At 66.5% G+C, this 19,372-nt stretch carries 18 protein-coding genes; 12 read left to right on the top strand and 6 right to left on the bottom strand.

What is annotated here, in order from left to right:
* Positions 1-104: 104 nt before the first annotated feature.
* The 3 genes from H3005_RS18100 to yidD are packed head-to-tail and all read right to left on the bottom strand — an operon-like array spanning position 105 to position 2,555.
* Complete coding sequence (locus tag H3005_RS18100) at positions 105-953, bottom strand: M23 family metallopeptidase (protein ID WP_165780991.1); 849 nt, start codon at positions 951-953, stop codon at positions 105-107.
* Positions 953-2,299 (bottom strand): dihydroorotase, encoded by a 1,347-nt coding sequence (locus H3005_RS18095; RefSeq protein WP_100553042.1) that lies wholly within the window; start codon positions 2,297-2,299, stop codon positions 953-955. The genes H3005_RS18100 and H3005_RS18095 overlap by 1 nt, the downstream gene beginning before the upstream one ends.
* Before the next feature lies 1 nt (position 2,300).
* Positions 2,301-2,555: a membrane protein insertion efficiency factor YidD gene (yidD, locus tag H3005_RS18090; protein WP_100440597.1), complete on the bottom strand. Its 255-nt coding sequence runs from the start codon at positions 2,553-2,555 to the stop codon at positions 2,301-2,303.
* 273 nt (positions 2,556-2,828) lie between these two features.
* On the opposite strand from yidD, the gene dksA reads away from it, so the two are divergent.
* Positions 2,829-4,049 carry an RNA polymerase-binding protein DksA gene (dksA, locus tag H3005_RS18085; protein WP_089236230.1) on the top strand — a complete coding sequence of 407 codons (1,221 nt, stop codon included), beginning with the start codon at positions 2,829-2,831 and terminating at the stop codon, positions 4,047-4,049.
* A 457-nt stretch (positions 4,050-4,506) separates the two neighbouring features.
* Here dksA and H3005_RS18080 read toward each other — a convergent pair whose 3' ends face one another.
* From H3005_RS18080 to cysS, 3 genes are read right to left on the bottom strand one after another with little or no spacing between them, the layout of a single operon-like run.
* Positions 4,507-5,754, bottom strand: a complete 1,248-nt coding sequence (locus tag H3005_RS18080) for an MFS transporter (protein ID WP_100553041.1) — start codon at positions 5,752-5,754, stop codon at positions 4,507-4,509.
* Complete coding sequence (locus H3005_RS18075) at positions 5,751-6,203, bottom strand: SufE family protein (protein WP_100553040.1); 453 nt, start codon at positions 6,201-6,203, stop codon at positions 5,751-5,753. Before H3005_RS18075 ends, H3005_RS18080 begins: the two co-directional genes overlap by 4 nt.
* Positions 6,204-6,258: 55 nt before the next feature.
* Positions 6,259-7,635: a cysteine--tRNA ligase gene (gene cysS / locus H3005_RS18070; RefSeq protein ID WP_191078705.1), complete on the bottom strand. Its 1,377-nt coding sequence runs from the start codon at positions 7,633-7,635 to the stop codon at positions 6,259-6,261.
* Positions 7,636-7,822: 187 nt separating this feature from the next.
* On the opposite strand from cysS, the gene H3005_RS18065 reads away from it, so the two are divergent.
* The 11 genes from H3005_RS18065 (at position 7,823) to H3005_RS18015 (ending at position 19,198) form a co-directional block, all read left to right on the top strand.
* Positions 7,823-8,386: a hypothetical protein gene (locus tag H3005_RS18065; protein WP_089236226.1), complete on the top strand. Its 564-nt coding sequence runs from the start codon at positions 7,823-7,825 to the stop codon at positions 8,384-8,386.
* 329 nt (positions 8,387-8,715) lie between these two features.
* Positions 8,716-9,726: an N-acetylornithine carbamoyltransferase gene (locus tag H3005_RS18060; RefSeq protein ID WP_025876421.1), complete on the top strand. Its 1,011-nt coding sequence runs from the start codon at positions 8,716-8,718 to the stop codon at positions 9,724-9,726.
* A gap of 57 nt (positions 9,727-9,783) precedes the next feature.
* Positions 9,784-10,980, top strand: coding sequence for an argininosuccinate synthase (locus tag H3005_RS18055; protein WP_089236225.1), 1,197 nt, complete (start codon positions 9,784-9,786; stop codon positions 10,978-10,980).
* Between the two features lie 140 nt (positions 10,981-11,120).
* Complete coding sequence (locus H3005_RS18050; RefSeq protein ID WP_191078704.1) at positions 11,121-12,209, top strand: acetylornithine deacetylase; 1,089 nt, start codon at positions 11,121-11,123, stop codon at positions 12,207-12,209.
* 74 nt (positions 12,210-12,283) lie between these two features.
* Positions 12,284-13,612 carry an acetylglutamate kinase gene (locus H3005_RS18045; protein WP_191078703.1) on the top strand — a complete coding sequence of 443 codons (1,329 nt, stop codon included), beginning with the start codon at positions 12,284-12,286 and terminating at the stop codon, positions 13,610-13,612.
* Positions 13,613-13,617: 5 nt separating this feature from the next.
* The gene (locus H3005_RS18040; protein WP_100553037.1) at positions 13,618-14,217 is read left to right on the top strand and encodes a GNAT family protein; all 600 of its coding nucleotides are present in this window, start codon (positions 13,618-13,620) and stop codon (positions 14,215-14,217) included.
* A gap of 10 nt (positions 14,218-14,227) precedes the next feature.
* On the top strand, positions 14,228-15,184 hold the full coding sequence (gene argC, locus H3005_RS18035) for an N-acetyl-gamma-glutamyl-phosphate reductase (protein WP_100553036.1): 957 nt from the start codon (positions 14,228-14,230) through the stop codon (positions 15,182-15,184).
* A 19-nt stretch (positions 15,185-15,203) separates the two neighbouring features.
* On the top strand, positions 15,204-16,499 hold the full coding sequence (gene argH, locus H3005_RS18030; RefSeq protein ID WP_033831569.1) for an argininosuccinate lyase: 1,296 nt from the start codon (positions 15,204-15,206) through the stop codon (positions 16,497-16,499).
* The gene (locus H3005_RS18025) at positions 16,499-16,762 is read left to right on the top strand and encodes a YciI family protein (RefSeq protein ID WP_089236219.1); all 264 of its coding nucleotides are present in this window, start codon (positions 16,499-16,501) and stop codon (positions 16,760-16,762) included. Before argH ends, H3005_RS18025 begins: the two co-directional genes overlap by 1 nt.
* A 10-nt stretch (positions 16,763-16,772) precedes the next feature.
* Positions 16,773-17,930: a glutamate 5-kinase gene (proB, locus tag H3005_RS18020; RefSeq protein ID WP_089236218.1), complete on the top strand. Its 1,158-nt coding sequence runs from the start codon at positions 16,773-16,775 to the stop codon at positions 17,928-17,930.
* The gene (locus tag H3005_RS18015) at positions 17,927-19,198 is read left to right on the top strand and encodes a glutamate-5-semialdehyde dehydrogenase (RefSeq protein ID WP_191078702.1); all 1,272 of its coding nucleotides are present in this window, start codon (positions 17,927-17,929) and stop codon (positions 19,196-19,198) included. The genes proB and H3005_RS18015 overlap by 4 nt, the downstream gene beginning before the upstream one ends.
* Positions 19,199-19,372: the final 174 nt, after the last annotated feature.

Genomic DNA, 19,372 nt, shown 5'->3' with positions numbered 1-19,372 from the left:
GCCGGGCATGGCCCGGCGCTACCAATTCAGCGCACGGCCCATGTGCGATAAACGATCCGTCCCGCGGTAGCGCCGGGCCATGCCCGGCGGGGAAGCTGCGCGCGTTATCTGCGTTCCAGCACCAGCAGCGGATCGATGCGGGTGTCGAACCAGTTCATGCCCCAGTGCAGATGCGGGCCGGTGGCACGGCCGGTCGCGCCGACGGCGGCGATCACCTGGCCCTGTTCGACGCGATCACCGACCTTCACGTCGATGCGCGACAGGTGCAGGAAGTTCGAACTGACCCCGAAGCCGTGATCGAGCAGCAAGGTGCCGCCGGTCAGGTACAGATCCGGGCCTGCGAACGTCACTACACCAGCGGCCGGTGCTTTCACCGGGGTGCCGGTCGGCACCGCGATGTCCATGCCGGAGTGACCGGCACCCGGCTGGCCGTTGTACACGCGCGCATTGCCGAAGCGGCCGCTGATGCGACCCTGCACCGGCCAGATGAAGGTCTGGGTGAAATCGGTGCGGTTGTCGTCGCGTGCGCGCGCCGCGGTGACCTGCGCCTGCTCGCGCTTGATCCGCTCGGCGATGGCCGGTGGCGGATTGACCGTCTTCGGCGGCACGCCGTTCACCCGCTCGGTCGGCCAGTCGCGCGGCGTCACGGTGACGGTGGCTGTCTCGCTGCCGCCATCCGGTCGGCGGATCTGTACCTGCAGCGGTCCCTTCTCATCGCGACCGATGCCGAACACCACGCTGCCGTAGCTGCTCACGCGCAGCTCGCGGCCTGCAAAGCGCACGCTGCTGCCGGCGGGAACCTTGCCGATCACCAGCGCGCCCTGCGAAGCGCTGGCCGGGAACACCACGCGGCTGTCGATCAGGTCGCCGATGCCGTCCTGCGCCTGTGCCGCCGGTGCGGAGAACAGGGGGGCTGCCAGCAGCAGCGCCCCGCACATGAGTGCCGAACGCATCAGCGGTCGTAGGTCATGCGCTGGCCAGCGGGTTCGCCCACCAGCGAACTGCCGTCCCACACCAGCTGGCCGTTGACCCAGGTGGAGGCGATGCGCGATTGGAACGTGGTGCCCTCGAACGGCGACCAGCCGCACTTGGACAGCACGTCCTCGCGCTTGACCGTGAACGGCACGTCTTCGACCAGCACCAGGTCGGCGAAGTAGCCTTCGCGCAGGAAACCACGCTCTTCCACGTCGAACAGCTGGGCGGGAGCGTGGGCGAATTTCTGCACCACCTGCTCGCGGGTCAGCTTGCCTTCGTGCACGCGTTCCAGCGCGGCGACCAGCGCGTACTGCACCAGCGGCAGGCCGGACGGCGCCTGCGCATAGGGCTTCTGCTTCTCTTCCCAGGTGTGCGGGGCGTGGTCGGTGGCCAGGACATCCAGCACGTCGTCAGCCAATGCGGCGGTGATCGCCTCGCGATCGGCCACGTCCTTGATCGCCGGATTGCACTTGATCAGGTTGCCCTTGGTGGCGTAGTCCGGGCGGGCGAAGTGCAGGAAGTGCACGCAGGTCTCGGCGGTGATCTGCTTGCGGCTGCCGTCGGCGCGGATCAGCGGCCCCTTCTCGAACAGCGCCAGTTCGTCGGCGGTGGAAATGTGCAGCACATGCAGGCGGGTGCCGTGCTTGCGCGCCAGCGACATCGCCAGCCGCGTCGACTTGATGCAGGCTTCGCGCGATCGGATGTCCGGGTGCATCTCCGGGGTCAGCGCGTCGCCGTACTTTTCCTGGAAGGCCTTCAGGTTGGCATCGATCATCGGCGTGTCTTCGCAGTGCGTGATGATCGGGGTCGGGCACTCGCGGAAGATCGCGTCCAGGGTTTCCGGGTTGTCGACCAGCATGTTGCCGGTGGACGCCCCCATGAACACCTTCACGCCCGGCGCCTTCTTCGGGTCGAGCGCGCGGATGGCGTCCAGGTTGTCGTTGCTGGCGCCGTGGTAGAAGCCGTAGTTGGCCCAGGCACGGCCGCGTGCCAGCTCGTACTTGGCTTCGAGGATGGTCGAGTCGAGCGTCGGCGGGTTGGTGTTGGGCATGTCCATGAAGCTGGTCAGGCCACCGGCCACGGCCGCAGCCGACTCACTGGCGATGTCGCCCTTGTGGGTCAGGCCTGGTTCGCGGAAGTGCACCTGGTCGTCGATCATCCCGGGCAGCAGCCAGCGCCCGGCCGCATCCACCACCTGTTCGCCATCACGCGGGGTCAACCCTTTGCCGATCTGCGCGATGCGGTCGTTCTCGATGCGCAGGTCGCCTTTGAAGGTGCGGCCTTCGTTGACCAGGCGGGCGTTGGTGATGAGCGTGGAGGACATGTCAGTGTTTTCCTGTGCAACGGCAAGAAGGGGCGTCGGGAGATTCGGGCACTGGATCGAAGCCGCCGGGATGGAACGGATGGCAGCGGCCCAGCCGTCGCGCGGCCAGCCAGCTGCCGCGCAGCGGGCCGTGCCGGGAGATGGCGTCCATGGCGTATTCAGAGCAGCTCGGCACGAAACGGCAGCGAGGCCCCAGCAGCGGGCTGATGAAGCGCTTGTAGAAGCGCAGCAGGGCGATGAGCAGGCGCGAGATCACTCAGTCATCTTAAGCCAGTTGGCATGAAGGCCGCATTTGTGCAGGATGGGCCGTTGGTCGCATGTCGTAGATGGCCTGCGACCGCTATCGGCACCCCTCCAGGTGCCGGACAGGTTCCGTACCGCGCAAGGCGGTCCGTGTTCGTCGGACCGCGCCTTGGACCCGTTGACTCCTGGACTGAATGGAGCGGGCCCCCGAGGTTGCTGCTGCGGGTCGGGTAGGCTATAAAGGCCCGCTTTCCCGGGCCCCGGGGAATCCAAGGAAGAGCGTTTCGTGGCTGCTAAAAAAACTGCAAAGAAGGCCGTCAAGGCCGCCAAGAAAACCGCCAAGCCTGTTGTGAAGAAGTTGGCGGCCAAGCCCGTTGCCAAGAAGCCGGCCAGCAAGCCGGTGACCAAGGCGGCATCCTCACAACCGGCGGCCAGGAAGGCCACCGCAAAGAAAGCGCCGGCCAAGTCCGGCAAGCCGGCAGTGGCGAAGAAACCCGCTGCGCCGGTCAAGGCCAAACCTGTCGCTGCCAGCAAGAAGGCACCGGCGGTGAAGAAGGTTGCCAGCAAGGCTGCACCGGTGAAGAAGGCCGCTGCCAAGCCGGCACCGAAGAAGGCAGCAGCCAAGCCGGCGCCGAAGGCGGTGGTGAAGAAGGTTGCCGCCGCGCCTGCTGCGAAGCCGGCAGCAAAGAAGGTGGCGCCTGCCAAGCCGGCACCTGCCGCCAAGACTGCCAAGAATGTCGCCCCGCCGGCTGCCAAGCCGACGCCGGCCCCTGTAGTGAAGTCCGCACCGAAGCCAGCTGCGAAGCCGGCCCCGGCCAAGTCTGTCCCGGCCAAGACCGCGGCAGTGGCAGCAGCCAAACCGGCCCCCAAGCCGGCCACCGCCGCCGCTTCTGCAGCATCGACCGCCCCGCAATCCAAGAATCCCGTGCCCGTTTCGAAATCGCCTGCTAAAACCGCCGTGAAATCCGATTCCGCTCCGAAGACCGTGACCCGCCCCGTGGGCAAGGTTGCCGTGGCCGTCGCTGCCCGTTCGGCAGCGCCTGCGCCGCGCAGCAAGTACAAGGTCGTCGAATACAAGACTGATGAGGCCACTGGCCGCCCGATCCTGCCCGCAGGCTACAAGCCGGCCTCGGACGAGGAGTACATGAGCTCGCTGCAGCAGGAGTACTTCCGCCAGCGCCTGCAGAACTGGCGCGCCGACCTGGTGGAAGAGTCCAAGCAGACCATCGAGAACCTGCGTGAGGAAGTGCGTGACATCGGCGATGAAGCCGAGCGCGCGACCCGCGAGACCGAGAACTCGCTGGAACTGCGCACCCGTGACCGTTACCGCAAGCTGATCGGCAAGATCGACAGCACCCTCAAGCGCCTGGAAGCGGGCGATTACGGGTACTGCGTGGATACCGGTGAAGAAATCGGCCTGGAGCGCCTCGAAGCGCGCCTGACCGCCGAGCGCACCATCGACGCCCAGGAACGTTGGGAGCACCTGCAGAAGCAGCAGGGCGACTGATTCCGGTTCGTTGTGATGTCATGCGAAAAGCCCGGCTTCGGCCGGGTTTTTTTGTTGGGTTCGAGTTGACTGCGTAGAGCGGCGCCTTGGTTGTTCCGCGAGCGAGCGGGCGGGTCACCCGGGCCAGGACACGCCGTAAACCCATCCCTGGGGGCTCGGTCGCGCCATCCATGGCGCGAACGGTCCTGGCCCGGGTGACCCGCCCGCTCCAGACGGTTCCCGAGTGCGGCCGCTGTAGAGCCGAGCCCATGCTCGGCTCAGGCCGAAGCCGTAGGGCAGGGAAGAGCAAAACAAAAACAAAAACAAAAACAGCCAAGCATGGCTTGGCTCTACCAGGAGCGGTCATGCGTGCGCTCGCGGCTGTTGGGTCCGCCTTGTAGCGAGCCGAGCACCGCATCGAGGGAGAGTGACGGGCCCAGTCAAATGCCCGGCGCCGCCGAACCCGCTCTCCGCGGGATCACTGCAGGTCGCGCAGATTCAATCTCCGCAGCGTCGGGTTCTTCCACGCGGTGATCCCGGCCACGCTGAGCACCGCGAACCCGCCCAGCACCACCGCCGGTACCAGCCCCAGAACCTTGGCCATCGTGCCGGCATAGAACGCGCCCAGTTCGTTGGACGAGCTGATGAAGATGCCGTTGATCGACGATACCCGGCCACGCATCTCTTCCGGCGTGGCCAGCTGCAGGATGGTGGAGCGGATCACCACCGACACGCCGTCGAAGGCGCCGTAGAACAGCAGGATCAACGCCGACAGCCAGAAGTGCTGGGACAGGCCGAAGCCGATCACGCACAGGCCGAAGCCGGCCACGGCGAACAGCAGCACGCGACCGGCGTTGCGGTGCAGGGGGTGGCGCGCCAGCCACAGGCCGACGCACACCGAACCCAGCGCCGGGGCTGCGCGCAGGATGCCCAGGCCCTCCGGGCCGTGGTGCAGGATCTCGTGCAGGAACGCCGGCAGCATCGCCACCACGCCGCCCAGCAGCACCGAGAACATGTCCAGCGCCATGGCGCCGACCATGATCCGGTTGCCAACCACGAAGCGCGCGCCTTCGGCGATGCTCTTGAAGATCGGGGCGGCGGGGCCGGCATGCACCGGTTCTTCCACTTTCAGCGTGGCCAGGCAGCCCATCGCCACCAGCGCGAAGGCCGTGGCCACCGCATAGGACAGACCCTTGCCACCGAAGCCGACCAGCACGCCACCCAGTGCCGGGCCGGCGATCATGCCGGTCTGGAACACCACGGCGCCGAGGCCGGCGCCACGGGCGAAATGTTCACGTGGCAGCACGCGGGCGAACAGCGCGTTGTAGATCGGCGACAGGAAGGCGCGGACCATGCCGGTCAGGGCGATGGCTGCATAGATCGGCCACACACCGTCAACCGGCAGCCAGCCCTTGGCTACGCTGGTCAGCACCAGCGCGGTGGCGATCAGTCCGGAACAGGCGACCATGCCCAGCTTGCGGCGCGGCAGATGATCCACCAGATAACCGGCAAACGGGGCCACACAGAAGAACGGCAGCACCTCGGCCAGGCCGATCAGGCCCAGCGAGAACGGATTGCGGGTGACTTCGTAGATGTGCCAACCGACGGTGACCGCGACCACCTGGTAGGACAGCATCGCGAAGATGCGGTACGCCAGCAGCCGGGCGAAACCGGGCCGGGACAGCAGGCCCAGCGCGGTGTCTTCGGCTGTGGCAGGTTCGCTCACGACGGATCGCGCTGCAGCTGGGCCTGCGCGGTCTCACGGATGAAGGCCAGCATCGCCGCCACGCCGTTGCTGCGGGTCGGCGACAGGTGGCGGGACAGGCCGATATCCTGGATATAGCTGGGTTCGGTGGCCAGGATCTCCTGCGCGGTGCGCCCGGAGTACACCCGCAGCGCCAGGAAGATCAGGCCGGAGACGATGGCCGAATCGCTGATGGCGTGGAAGCGCAGCGACTGCGTATTGCCTTCCGGCACGATCCAGACCATCGACTGGCAACCGAGCAGGCGGTGCTCTTCGGTCTTCCATTCTTCCGGAAAGGCGGGCAGCTTGCGGCCGAGGTCGATCAGGTACTGGTAGCGCTCGGACCAGTCGCCGAAGAAACCGAATTCCTCGGCGATGGCCGTCTGTGCCTCGGCGGCGGTGGATTCAAGCGGGAACGGGGAGTCGATCACAACAGTCTCTACAGTGGGGGCGTGGCCGGTGGGGCCGGCCACGGGGCAGGGCAGGTCAGCCGCGCTTGCGCGACCAGCGCACGCCCTGCGGGGTGTCTTCCAGCACGATGCCTTCGGCGGCCAGCTGGTCGCGGATGGCGTCGGAACGGGCGAAGTCGCGCGCCTGCTTGGCTGCCGCACGTTCGTCGATCAAGCCCTGGATGCGCGCGTCGTCGTCGCTGTCGCCAGCGGCGTTGCCGAACCACTGCGCCGGATCGGCCTGCAGCAGGCCCAGGGCGAGACCCGCGCCGAGCAGTTCGCTCTTCAGGCGTGCGCGTTCGCTGGGATCGGTGGCGCGGCGCGCTTCGCCGGCGATACGGGCCACTTCGGCCAGCGCCTGCGGCGTATTGAGATCATCATCCAATGCCGCTTCGATGTCTGCCGGGATCACTGCCGTGGCGGCCACCTCGGCCAGCTCGCGCAGGGTGCCGTACAGGCGGTCGAGGGTGCGGCCGGACTGTTCGATCAGCGCGTCGGACCAGTCCAGCGGCTGCCGGTAGTGGGCCGACAGCAAGGCCAGGCGCAGTGCCTCGGGGGCGTGTTTACGCACCAGGTCGTGGACGCGCTCGATGTTGCCGATCGACTTGCTCATCTTGGCGCCGCCGAAGTTGAGCATGCCGTTGTGCAGCCAGAAGCGTGCGAACACCTTGCCGCCGTGCGCGCACTCGCTCTGCGCGATCTCGTTTTCGTGGTGCGGGAACTGCAGGTCGACGCCACCGGCATGGATGTCGATGGTCTCGCCCAGGTGTGCGGCGGCCATCGCCGAGCATTCGATATGCCAGCCTGGACGGCCGCGGCCCCACGGCGATTCCCAGCCGGGCAGGTCGTCGCCGGACGGCTTCCACAGTACGAAGTCGCCGGGCGCGCGCTTGTAGGGAGCAACCTCGACACGGGCGCCGGCCAGCATTTCGTCCGGATCGCGGCGCGACAGCTTGCCGTAGCCCTCGAAACTGCCGACGGCGAACAGTACATGGCCTTCGGCGGCGTAGGCATGCCCGCTGCTGACCAGCTGCTCGATCATGGTGATGATCTGCGGAATGTGCGCGGTCACTTCCGGCTCGATGTCCGGCGGTGCCACGCCCAGCGCGGCCATGTCTTCACGGTAGGCGGCGGCGAAACGGTCGGTGATGGTGCTGATCGGCACCCCCTGCTCGCGTGCGGCGGTGTTGATCTTGTCGTCCACGTCGGTGATGTTGCGGGCATAGCGCAGGGCACCGAAGCGCCGCCGCAGCAGGTCGGCCAGCACCCCGAACACCACCGGCCCACGGGCGTTGCCGATGTGCACGTAGTTGTAGACCGTCGGGCCGCACACATACAGGGTCGGACAGGCCGGGTCGAGCGGGGTGAACGGTTCGAGCTGGCGAGTCAGGTTGTTGTGCAGGCGCAGGGTCATGGGTCTGTGACTGGGGGACAAGCCTGTGATTTTAGAACGTGTCGGGCCCCTTTGGGGGGACCATTGCCACCGGTGGACGTCACCGGCGGGTGGGGTGGGGTGGGCAGGAACGACGCGGACGGGTAATGTTCAGCCCCTTGCGGTCACCACTGCCTACACTATTGCCGTGTCCCTGCTCCCATCGCCAATGAAAACCACCGCGTTGCTGACCCTGGCCTGCCTGTCGGCGCTGCCCGCCGTGGTCCTGGCCCAGGAGGCCGAGCCCCGCAACCGGGTGGTGATCGTGGAGAACGTGAAGTTCGACTACGCCCAGGTGCTCAACGTGGAGCCGGTGTTCCAGACCCTGCGCGCAACCCGTACCGAGGAGCACTGCGAGCCGGTCTCGACCCGCACCCTGGCCCCGGTCAACGTCACCGGCGAGGAGCCGGTCGAGGACAAGGGCCGCATCGGCCGCCTGTGGGATTCGGTGCGCTCGATGTTCAAGCGCAGCGACGAGGAGACGCTGGAGGAGCTTCCGGCGGAAACCCCCGCCCCGGCGCCGGCCAATACCGGTCCGATGCTGACCCGGGACTGTCGCATCGTGCCTGTCGGGCGTGAGTTCCGCCGCCCCATCGCCTACGACGTGGATTACGTCTACAAGGGCACCAAGTACCGTTCACGGCTGCCGGAAGACCCTGGCAACCGGCTGAAGATCCGGGTTTCGATCACCCCGTGGGTAGGCCCCGAGCAGGCTGCCGCTGGTACCCCCTGATTCTGCGACGCCGGCCTCTTGCGCCGGCCCCGGCCGCATGTAAAGATTGCCGACCAATGAAGCTCACCGACTTCCAGCACGACAGCAGCGCCGCCCGCCAGGCCACTGGCATGACGTCGCGTGCCCGTCGACCGGAACCCCACATTCTCGCTGGGTAATCCGGAGCTTTCTGCTGTTCGTCCGAAAAAAACCCAGCCCGCCGGCTGGGTTTTTTCGTTTCCGCGTTCTGAAAGCTTCATCTGCAACCTTTTCGTATCACCTTGGTTCCCGGTTTTCCCTTCCACCTTCCACCGCGTCGGCCACCGGCGCCGCTCATGCAAGGAATGATGATGTCCCCCAAGCACTTCCTGAACACCCAGGACTGGAGCCGCAGCGAACTTGACGCGCTGCTGACCCAGGCTGCGCTGTTCAAGCGCAACAAGCTCGGCGACCAGCTCAAGGGCAAGTCGATCGCGCTGGTGTTCTTCAATCCGTCCATGCGTACCCGCACCAGTTTCGAGCTGGGCGCGTTCCAGCTCGGTGCCCACGCAGTGGTGCTGCAGCCGGGCAAGGATGCATGGCCGATCGAGTTCAACCTCGGCACGGTGATGGATGGCGATACCGAAGAGCACATCGCTGAAGTGGCCAAGGTGCTCGGCCGTTACTGCGACATCATCGCCGTGCGCGCGTTCCCGAAGTTCGTCGACTGGGCCTACGACCGCCAGGACGTCGTGCTCGAGAGTTTCGCCAGGTACTCGCCGGTGCCGGTGATCAACATGGAGACCATCACCCACCCGTGCCAGGAGCTGGCGCACGTGATGGCCCTGCAGGAGCATTTCGGCACCCAGGACCTGCGCGGCAAGAAGTACGTGCTGACCTGGACCTACCACCCCAAGCCGCTGAACACCGCCGTGGCCAACTCGGCGCTGACCATCGCCACCCGCATGGGCATGGACGTGACGCTGCTGTGCCCGACCGCCGACTACATCCTCGACGAGCGCTACATGGGCTGGGCCGAGCAGAACGTGGCCGAGAGCGGCGGTTCGCTGAAGATCAGCCATGACATCGACAGCGCCTATGCCGGTGCCGACGTGGTCTATGCCAAGAGCTGGGGCGCACTGCCGTTCTTCGGCAACTGGGAACCGGAGAAGCCGATCCGCGACCAGTTCAAGCACTTCATCGTCGACGAGCGGAAGATGGCGCTGACCAACAACGGCGTGTTCAGCCACTGCCTGCCACTGCGCCGCAACGTGAAGGCGACTGACGGCGTGATGGATTCGCCGCAGTGCATCGCCATCAACGAGGCCGAGAATCGCCTGCATGTGCAGAAGGCGATCATGGCCGCTGTTGCCGGGCGCTGATTTCTCCATTCGAACATTTCCGCCGGGCATGGCCCGGCGCTACCAGGACATACCCCCATGAGCAACAAAGACGTCGTTCTCGCCTTCTCCGGCGGCCTTGATACCAGCTTCTGCGTGCCGTACCTGCAGGAGCGCGGCTACAACGTGCATACCGTGTTCGCCGATACCGGCGGCGTGGATGACGAAGAGCGCGATTTCATCGAGAAGCGTGCCGCCGAACTGGGTGTCACCAGCCACCAGACCGTCGATGGCGGTCCGGCCATCTGGTCCGGCTTCGTCAAGCCGTTCGTGTGGGCCGGTGAGGGCTACCAGGGCCAGTACCCGTTGCTGGTGTCGGACCGTTACCTGATCGTCGATGCCGCGCTCAAGCGCGCCGCCGAACTGGGCACCAACATCATCGCTCACGGCTGCACCGGCATGGGCAACGACCAGGTGCGTTTCGACCTGGCAGTGAAGGCCCTGGGTGACTACCAGATCATCGCGCCGATCCGCGAGATCCAGAAGGAACACACCCAGACCCGCGCCTACGAGCAGAAGTACCTGGAAGAGCGTGGCTTCGGCGTGCGCGCCAAGCAGCAGGCCTACACCATCAACGAGAACCTGCTGGGCCTGACCATGTCCGGTGGCGAGATCGATCGTTGGGAAGCACCGGGCGAGGGCGCCCGTGGCTGGTGCGCACCGCGCAGCGAATGGCCGGAAGCACCGCTGACCGTCACCCTGAAGTTTGTCGAAGGCGAAGCCGTGGAGCTCAACGGCAAGGCCCTGCCGGGTGAGCAGATCCTGGCCCAGCTCAACAAGCTGTTTGCCCCCTACGGCGTCGGCCGTGGCGTGTACACCGGCGACACCGTGATCGGCCTGAAGGGCCGCATCGTGTTCGAGGCACCGGGCCTGGTCTCGCTGCTGGCCGCGCACCGCGCGCTGGAAGATGCGGTGCTGACCAAGCAGCAGAACCGCTTCAAGCCGGACGTGGCGCGCAAGTGGGTGGAGCTGGTGTACGAAGGCTTCTACCACGACCCGCTGAAGACCGACATCGAAGCCTTCCTGAAGTCCTCGCAGGCCAAGGTCAACGGCGAAGTGGTGCTGGAAACCCGTGGTGGTCGTGTCGACGCCGTTGCGGTGAAGTCGCCGCACCTGCTCAACACCAAGGGCGCCACCTATGCGCAGTCGGCCGACTGGGGCGTGGAAGAAGCCGAAGGCTTCATCAAGCTGTTCGGCATGAGCTCGACGTTGTATGCGCAGGTCAACCGCGGCTGAGCCGCGATCGACCTGCCCGCGCATTCCTCCTTAACCCCGCGCCGTTGGCGCGCCCCCTTCAACAAGAAGGGGGCTCTCCTCCAGACGCGTTCCGGTAGCGCCGGGCCATGCCCGGCGGAAATCCACAGGATTGTTGATTCATGCTTGAACAGACGCTCGATCACCTGCAGGCGCTGGTGTCCTTCGACACCCGCAACCCGCCGCGTGCGATCACCACCGGCGGCATCTTCGATTACCTGCGCGACAACCTGCCCGGGTTCAATGTCGAGGTGATCGACCATGGCGCTGGCGCGGTCAGCCTGTATGCCGTGCGCGGTACGCCGAAGTACCTGTTCAACGTGCATCTGGACACCGTGCCGGACTCGCCGCACTGGAGTGCCGACCCGCACGTGATGCGCCGCCTGGACGACCGTGTGGTCGGCCTCGGTGTGTGTGACATCAAGGGGGCGGCTGCTGCGCTGGTGGCTGCAGCCAATGCCAGTGATGGCGACGCGGCGTTCCTGTTCTCCAGCGATGAAGAAGCCAACGATCCGCGCTGTATTGCCGCGTTCCTGGCCCGGGGCATCAAGTACGAAGCGGTGTTGGTGGCCGAACCGACCATGAGCGAAGCGGTGCTCGCGCATCGTGGCATCAGCTCGGTGCTGATGCAGTTCGCCGGCCGTGCCGGCCACGCGTCGGGCAAGCAGGATGCAGCCGCCAGTGCGCTGCACCAGGCGATGCGCTGGGGCAACCGTGCGCTGGGCCACGTCGAATCGCTGGCCTCGGCGCGCTTCGGTGGATTGACCGGCCTGCGCTTCAACATCGGGCGCGTTGAAGGTGGCATCAAGGCCAACATGATCGCGCCGGCGGCGGAAGTGCGCTTCGGCTTCCGGCCGCTGCCGTCGATGGATATCGATGCGCTGCTGGCGACCTTTGCCGGTTTCGCCGAACCGGAAGCGGCGGTGTTCACCGAAACCTTCCGTGGCCCCAGCCTGCCGGCGGGTGACATCGCCGAAGCCGAGAACCGCCGCCTGCTGGCGCGCGACGTGGCCGATGCGTTGGATATTCCGATCGGCAACGCGGTGGACTTCTGGACCGAGGCGTCGCTGTTCTCGGCCGCTGGCTATACCACGCTGGTGTTCGGCCCGGGCGACATCGCCCAGGCCCATACCGCCGACGAGTTCGTGACGCTGGAGCAGCTGCAGCGCTACACCGACGCCGTACATCGGATCATCGCCGCTGGCGCCTGATCGACCTACAACGCCGCTGCGCTTCTGCGCGGCGGAACTGCAACGCGGCGACCGCCGCCTGTGACGAAACCGAAATGTCTCCTGCCCTCCAGCCCCACCGCCAGACCCGCCAGACCATCGTGCGCCTGCTCTCGAGCATGGCCAGCGCGAAGGAGATCAGCCAGTACCTCAAGCGCTTTTCGCAGCTGGACGCCAAGCGCTTCGCCGTGGTCAAGGTCGGCGGCGCAGTGCTGCGCGACGATCTCGACGCGCTGACCTCCTCGTTGTCGTTCCTGCAGGAGGTCGGCCTGACCCCGATCGTGCTGCACGGCGCCGGACCGCAGCTGGATGCGGAACTGTCGGCCGCCGGCATTGAAAAGCAGACGGTCAACGGCCTGCGGGTGACCTCGCCGGAAGCGCTGGCAATCGTGCGCCGCGTGTTCCAGCAATCCAACCTGCGCCTGGTCGAAGCCCTGCAGCAGAACGGCGCGCGCGCCACGTCCATCACCGGTGGCGTGTTCGAGGCGGAGTACCTGGGCCTGGATACCTACGGCCTGGTCGGCGAGGTGAAGAAGGTCAACCTGGCGCCGATCGAAGCCAGCCTGCGTGCGGGCTCGATCCCGGTCATCACCAGCCTCGGCGAGACCGCCGGCGGGCAGATCCTCAACGGCAATGCCGACTTCGCCGCCAACGAACTGGTGCAGGAACTGCAGCCGTACAAGATCATCTTCCTGACCGGTACCGGCGGCCTGCTGGACGAAGAGGGCAGCGTGATCGATTCGATCAACCTGTCCACCGAGTACGACCACCTGATCGCGCAACCGTGGATCCACGGTGGCATGAAGGTGAAGATCGAACAGATCAAGTCGCTGCTGGACCGGTTGCCGCTGGAATCGTCGGTGTCGATCACCCGGCCCGCCGACCTGGCCAAGGAACTGTTTACCCACAAGGGCTCGGGTACGCTGGTACGCAAGGGCGAGAAGGTGCTGCGTGCAACCGCTTGGAGCGAGCTGGACCTGCCGCGCCTGAAGGGCCTGATCGAATCCAGTTTCGGCCGCACCCTGGTGCCGGACTATTTCGAGAAGACCACGCTGCTGCGCGCCTATGTCAGCGAGAACTACCGCACGGCGGTGATCCTCACCGATGAGGCCGAGGGCGTGTACCTGGACAAGTTCGCCGTGCTCGACGATGCGCAGGGTGAAGGCCTGGGCCGCGCCGTCTGGAACGTGATGCTGGAAGAAACTCCTCAGTTGTTCTGGCGCTCACGCAACGGCAACCCGATCAACCATTTCTACTACGCCGAATCCGATGGCTGCTACAAGCAGGGCAATTGGAAGGTGTTCTGGTACGGTGCCGATGGCATCGACCGGATCAGGACCTATGTCGACCATTGCGCCGTGCGTGCACCGAGCCTGGAGGGCTGAGCACGATGAATCACGCAGACTGGACCAAGGTACCCACGCTGACCGGCACGCATGCGCGGCTGGAACCGCTGCAGATGAGCCATATCGATGGCCTGCGCGGTGCGTTGGGTGACGGTGCGTTGTCGAAGCTCTGGTACACGCAGGTGCCCGATGCGAAGACCATGACCGGCTATGTGCAGGCCGCGCTGCAGGTGCAGGCCGAGGGCAAGGTGCTGCCGTTCGTGGTGTTCGATGCCAACGACCAGATTGTCGGCACCACCCGCTACTACGATCTGCAGCCTGACGTACCGCGGCTCAGCATCGGCTACACCTGGTATGGCGAGTCGGTGCAGCGCACCGGGGTCAACTCCGAAACCAAGCTGATGCTGCTCAGCCACGCCTTCGAGCGGCTGGAGTGCCTGAGCGTGGTGTTTGAAACCAGCTGGTTCAACTTCACCTCGCGCACCGCGATCGCGCGCCTGGGCGCCAAGCAGGATGGCGTGCTGCGCAATCACCGTCGCCATCCCGACGGCACGCCGCGCGACACCGTCATCTTCTCCATCATCGACGCGGAATGGCAGGGCGTGAAACGCCACCTGCAGCACCGCCTCGACTCGCACGCATGAGCACGCACGCATGAGCACTTCCTCCTCGTTCACCGTCGGCATCGTCGGCGCCCGCGGCCATACCGGCGCCGAGCTGATCCGGCTGGTGGCCGCGCATCCGAACCTGCAGCTGGGCTTCGTCTCTTCGCGCGAACTGGCCGGGCAGCGCGTGTCCGACCACTACCCGCAGTGGCAGGGTGAACTGCAGTTCGAGAATCTCAACGCCGATGCCGTTGCCGCCAAGGGCGTGGATGCGGTGATCCTGGCGCTGCCCAACGGACTGGCTGCTCCGTTCGTGGCGGCGCTGGAAACGGCGAAGCCGGACACGGTGATCGTCGATCTGTCGGCCGACTACCGTTTCGACACTGCCTGGTACTACGGCCTGCCCGAGCTTACCCGCGACCGTTACAACGGGCAGAAGCACATCAGCAATCCCGGCTGCTATGCCACTGCGATGCAGCTGGCGATCCATCCGCTGCGGGAGCTGCTGGCTGGCCCGCCGCAGTGCTTCGGCGTGTCCGGCTACTCCGGTGCCGGCACCTCGCCGTCGGACAAGAACAACGTCGAGCTGCTGGCCGACAACCTGATGCCGTACGCGCTGACCAACCACGTGCACGAGCGTGAGGTGTCCGTGCAGCTGGGCGTGGCGGTCGAATTCATGCCGCACGTCGCGCCGCATTTCCGTGGCATCACCCTCACCGCCAACCTCTGGTTGAACCGTGTGCAGACCCGCGAGCAGATCGTCGAGCGCTTCCAGCAGGCCTATGCCGGTGAAGCGCTCATCGAGGTCGTGGACGAGGCGCCGTGGGTGAGCCGCATCGCCGGCCGCCATGGCGCCCAGGTCGGCGGCTTCACGCTGGCGCCGGGTGGCAAGCGGGTGGTGGTGGTGGCGACCCTGGACAACCTGCTCAAGGGCGCGGCCACCCAGGCCATGCAGAACCTCAATCTCGCGCTGGGCATCGACGAACTGACGTCGATCCCGCACTGAAACCGTACAGGAGCCCCCCATGGCAGACCTTCTTTGGCAGAAGCCAGGCGTCGCTGTCGATGCCCAGATCCAGACCTTCCTCGCCGGCGACGACGTGATCCTCGATCGCGAATTCTTCCTGCATGACATCGCCGCCAGCGCCGCGCACGCGCAGGGCCTGCAGCACATCGGCATCCTCAGCGCCGACGAACTGGCAGGGTTGCTGCGCGAGCTGGAGGTGCTGGCACAGGACTTCCGCGAAGGCCGCTTCGTGCTGGATACGCAGTATGAAGATGGCCATTCCGCCATCGAGGCACGGTTGACCGAGCGCCTGGGTGATGCAGGCCGCAAGATCCATACCGGCCGTAGCCGCAACGACCAGATCCTGGTCGCGACCCGGTTGTGGTTGAAGGAGAAGCTGCAGCGCGTCGCGCAGGTCAGTGCCGAAGTGGCCAAGGTGGCGCTCGACCGTGCGCAGGCCGAGCAGCATCTGCCGATTCCCGGTTACACCCACATCCAGCGTGCCGTGGTGTCCTCGGCAGGCATGTGGTGGGCTGGGTGGGCCGAGGCCTTCATCGACAACGCTGTGCGTGCCCGCGATACCCATGCACTGGTTGATGCCAATCCGCTCGGCACCGCTGCCGGTTACGGCGTGAACCTGCCGCTGGATCGCGAACACACCACCGCTGCGCTCGGCTTTGCGCGCATGCAGATCTCGCCGATCTACGCGCAGCTGTCGCGTGGCAAGTTCGAACTGGCTGCACTGGAAGCGCTGGGCGGTGCGACCCTGGACCTGCGCCGCATCGCCTGGGACCTGTCGCTGTTCACCAGCGCCGAATTCGGTTTCGTCGCGCTGCCGGCGCAGTACACCACCGGCAGTTCGATCATGCCCAACAAGCGCAATCCGGACGTGATCGAGTTGATGCGGGCGACCCATGCCAGCGTCGCCGCCGCACGCACCGAGATCGAGCAGCTGCTGTCGCTGCCGTCGGGCTACCACCGCGATCTGCAGTCGTCCAAGGGCGCGATCTTCCACGGCTTCGGTCGTGGCTTGGCCGCGCTGGAGCTGCTGCCGGCGCTGTTGGCCAACCTGGAATGGCGCGATGACAAGCTGCGCGCAGCGATCGATTCGGGCATGTACGCCACCGATGTAGCGGTGGAAGCTGCGGTCGCGGGCGTACCCTTCCGCGAGGCCTACAAGGCCGCTGCTGCCGGCGCCGACAGCGCGGGGCAGGGGCGTACGCCGGAAGGCAGCCTGGCGGCGCGTGTATCGCCGGGTTCGGCGTCGGACCTGCGCCTGGATGAACTGCGCGCGCGCTGGCAGGCGCTGTCCTGATGGCCGGCACCGTCTACCTGGTGCTGGCGATGCGCCAGCCCGGCTTCACCGACGCTGTGGTGCAACCGCACCGCGACTTTCTTGATGCGTTGCAGGCCGAGGGCAAGCTGCAGCTGACCGGCGGCTTTGCCGATGGCAGTGGCGGCGCCTATGTGCTGTGCAACGTCGACAGCCTTGCGCAGGCACAGGCCATCGTCGCCACCGATCCGCTGGTGACGATGCAGGCATCCGCGCTGAGCGTCCATGAATGGAATACCCGCTGAGGCGCCCCCGATGACTGTCCACGCCGCCAACGTTGCATCGCCGTTCCCCGAACAAGCGCTGCCGTCGTGGCGGCGTGCTGTACTCAAGGTCGGCAGCAGCCTGCTCGCGGCCGATGGCGGTGGCCTGTCACCGCGTCACGCGCTGGGCCTGGCCCAGTTCGTCTCGGCCAATGTGCTGGCCGGGCGCGAAGTGGTCATCGTCTCCTCCGGCGCGGTGGCTGCCGGCCGCGCGATCCTGCCCAGGGCCGATGAACCCGGTGCGGCGATGGCTGCGCGACAGGCATTGGCGGCACTTGGCCAGGCGCAGCTGATCGGTCTGTGGCAGCGCTTCTTCGAGCGCCCGGTGGCGCAGGTGCTGCTGACCCATGACGATCTGCGCAACCGCCGTCGCTACCTCAATGCGCGGGCCACCCTCAACGAGCTGTTGCGGCTGGGTGCGTTGCCGGTGGTCAACGAGAACGACACCGTATCGGTGGACGAGCTCAAGCTCGGCGACAACGACAACCTGGCCGCGACCGTGGCGGCGCTGGTCGATGCTGATGCACTGTTCATCGCCACCGACATCGATGGCCTCTACAGTGCCGACCCGCGCACGCATGCCGATGCACGGCCGCTGCACGACGTGCCCGAGTTGAATGATGCCGTGCTGGCGATGGCCGGTGGTGCCGGTTCAGTCGCCGGTACCGGCGGCATGCGCACCAAGCTGGAGGCCGCGGCCAAGGCCGGCCGTGTTGGCATCGAAACTTACCTGTTCAACGGCCGCAGTGGCGAGGTGGTGCGCGCGCTGGCGCAGGATCGCCTGTTCGGCACCCGTATCCACGCGGCGCGCAGCCGCGAGGCCGCCCGCAAGCACTGGCTGCGGCACGCACCGCTGGCCGAAGGCGCGATCCTGATCGACGCCGGTGCCGCGCAGGCGATGCGCGAGAAGGGCGCATCGCTGTTGCCTGGTGGCATCACCGGTGCCGATGGCGCGTTCCGCCGTGGTGACATGGTGCAGGTGTGCTGGAACACCGAAGCTGGCCGGGTCTGCGTGGCCCGTGGTGTCAGCCAGTACGCCGCCGATGACGTGCGCCGCATTGCCGGCCGCCACACCCGCGACATCCAGACCGTGCTCGGCTACAACTACGGCGGTACCGTCGTCCATCGCGACGATCTGGTGCTGCCATGAACCCATTGCAGGATGTCCCGATGAGTGAGATCGAATCGCAGGCCCGCGCCTGCCGTGACGCAGCCCAGGTGGTCGCTGGCCTCGACAGCGATGCCCGCAGGGCGCTGCTGCTGGCGATGGCGCAGGCGCTGGAGGTCAATGCCGGGCAGATTCTTGCGGGCAATGCGCGCGACCTGGCCGCCGCCCGCGACAAGGGCGTGGGCAGCGCGATGCTCGACCGCCTGGCGCTGGACCCGGCGCGCCTGTTGGCGATGGCCGATGCGGTGCGCGAGGTGGCGGGCCTGCCGGACCCGGTCGGGCAGGTAACCCGCGACGACGTGCGTCCGAACGGCATCCGCGTACAGAAGGTGCGCGTGCCGCTGGGGGTGATCGCGATGATCTACGAAGCACGCCCGAACGTGACCGCCGAAGCCGCCGCGCTGTGCCTGAAGGCGGGCAACGGCGTGATTCTGCGTGGAGGTTCGGAGGCCATCCATTCCAACACTGCCATCGCGCAGGCGTTGGCCGGGGCATTGAAGGCCAACGGCGTGCCCCCTGCCGCGGTGACGGTGCTGACCGACCTGCGCCGCGAAGCCATGCTGGAACTGCTGCAGCTGCATGAACTGATCGACCTGGCCATCCCACGCGGTGGTGAGGGCCTGATCCGTTTCGTCGCAGAACACGCGCGAGTGCCGGTGATCAAGCACTACAAGGGTGTCTGCCACCTGTTCGTGGATGCCAGTGCCGACCCTGCAAAAGCGCTCGATCTGCTGGTGGATGGCAAGTGCAGTCGCCCGTCCGCGTGCAATTCACTGGAAACCCTGCTGGTGCACCAGGACATTGCCGCAGACTTCCTGCCGCGGGCTGCGCAGGCGCTGGCCGAACGTGGTGTGCAGCTGCGTGCCGACGCGCGCGCGCAGCCGTTGCTGCCGGGAAGCACTGCGGCCAGCGAGGACGACTACGCCGCCGAGTTCCTTGATCTGGTACTGGCGGTCCGCGTGGTCGACGATCTTGACGCAGCGATCGCGCACATCCGCACCTATACCTCCGACCACACCGAAGTGATCGCCACCGAAGACGTGGCCAGTGCCGAACGTTTCGTCAACGCGTTGCGCTCGGCGGTGGTGATGGTCAACGCGTCTTCACGTTTTTCCGATGGCGGCCAGCTCGGCCTCGGCAGCGAGATCGGCATCTCCACCACGCGCCTGCATGCCTATGGCCCGATGGGACTGGAAGCGCTCACGGTCGAACGTTTCGTAGTGCGCGGCGAAGGCCAGGTCAGAAGGTAGGTTCACGGCCGGGCTGCGCCCGGCACCCGCAGAGGCAACTGCAACGGCCGAAGCAACGGCAAAAGCTGGGTTCCTGTGGGATGGCGGGGTGGGTCCGGTTGCGGGGGACGCCGCAAGTACGTCCCTGTAGGCTTGGGCGCGCCATCCATGGCGCTTACACCCCCGCAACCGGAC

This window comes from Stenotrophomonas sp. Br8, assembly GCF_014763005.1.
GTDB lineage: Bacteria > Pseudomonadota > Gammaproteobacteria > Xanthomonadales > Xanthomonadaceae > Stenotrophomonas > Stenotrophomonas lactitubi.
Note: the sequence above shows the minus strand (reverse complement) of the source record. Positions and strands in the feature narration are given on the sequence as shown.

Excerpts from the sequence above, each read along its gene's own strand:
- H3005_RS18100 (WP_165780991.1), bottom strand. The coding sequence starts at position 953 with ATGCGTTCGGCACTCATGTGCGGGGCGCTGCTGCTGGCAGCCCCCCTG.
- H3005_RS18095 (WP_100553042.1), bottom strand. The coding sequence starts at position 2,299 with ATGTCCTCCACGCTCATCACCAACGCCCGCCTGGTCAACGAAGGCCGC.
- cysS (WP_191078705.1), bottom strand. The coding sequence starts at position 7,635 with ATGACCCTGCGCCTGCACAACAACCTGACTCGCCAGCTCGAACCGTTC.
- H3005_RS18065 (WP_089236226.1), top strand. The coding sequence starts at position 7,823 with ATGAAAACCACCGCGTTGCTGACCCTGGCCTGCCTGTCGGCGCTGCCC.
- H3005_RS18060 (WP_025876421.1), top strand. The coding sequence starts at position 8,716 with ATGTCCCCCAAGCACTTCCTGAACACCCAGGACTGGAGCCGCAGCGAA.
- H3005_RS18055 (WP_089236225.1), top strand. The coding sequence starts at position 9,784 with ATGAGCAACAAAGACGTCGTTCTCGCCTTCTCCGGCGGCCTTGATACC.
- H3005_RS18050 (WP_191078704.1), top strand. The coding sequence starts at position 11,121 with ATGCTTGAACAGACGCTCGATCACCTGCAGGCGCTGGTGTCCTTCGAC.
- H3005_RS18045 (WP_191078703.1), top strand. The coding sequence starts at position 12,284 with ATGTCTCCTGCCCTCCAGCCCCACCGCCAGACCCGCCAGACCATCGTG.
- H3005_RS18040 (WP_100553037.1), top strand. The coding sequence starts at position 13,618 with ATGAATCACGCAGACTGGACCAAGGTACCCACGCTGACCGGCACGCAT.
- argC (WP_100553036.1), top strand. The coding sequence starts at position 14,228 with ATGAGCACTTCCTCCTCGTTCACCGTCGGCATCGTCGGCGCCCGCGGC.
- argH (WP_033831569.1), top strand. The coding sequence starts at position 15,204 with ATGGCAGACCTTCTTTGGCAGAAGCCAGGCGTCGCTGTCGATGCCCAG.
- H3005_RS18025 (WP_089236219.1), top strand. The coding sequence starts at position 16,499 with ATGGCCGGCACCGTCTACCTGGTGCTGGCGATGCGCCAGCCCGGCTTC.
- proB (WP_089236218.1), top strand. The coding sequence starts at position 16,773 with ATGACTGTCCACGCCGCCAACGTTGCATCGCCGTTCCCCGAACAAGCG.
- H3005_RS18015 (WP_191078702.1), top strand. The coding sequence starts at position 17,927 with ATGAACCCATTGCAGGATGTCCCGATGAGTGAGATCGAATCGCAGGCC.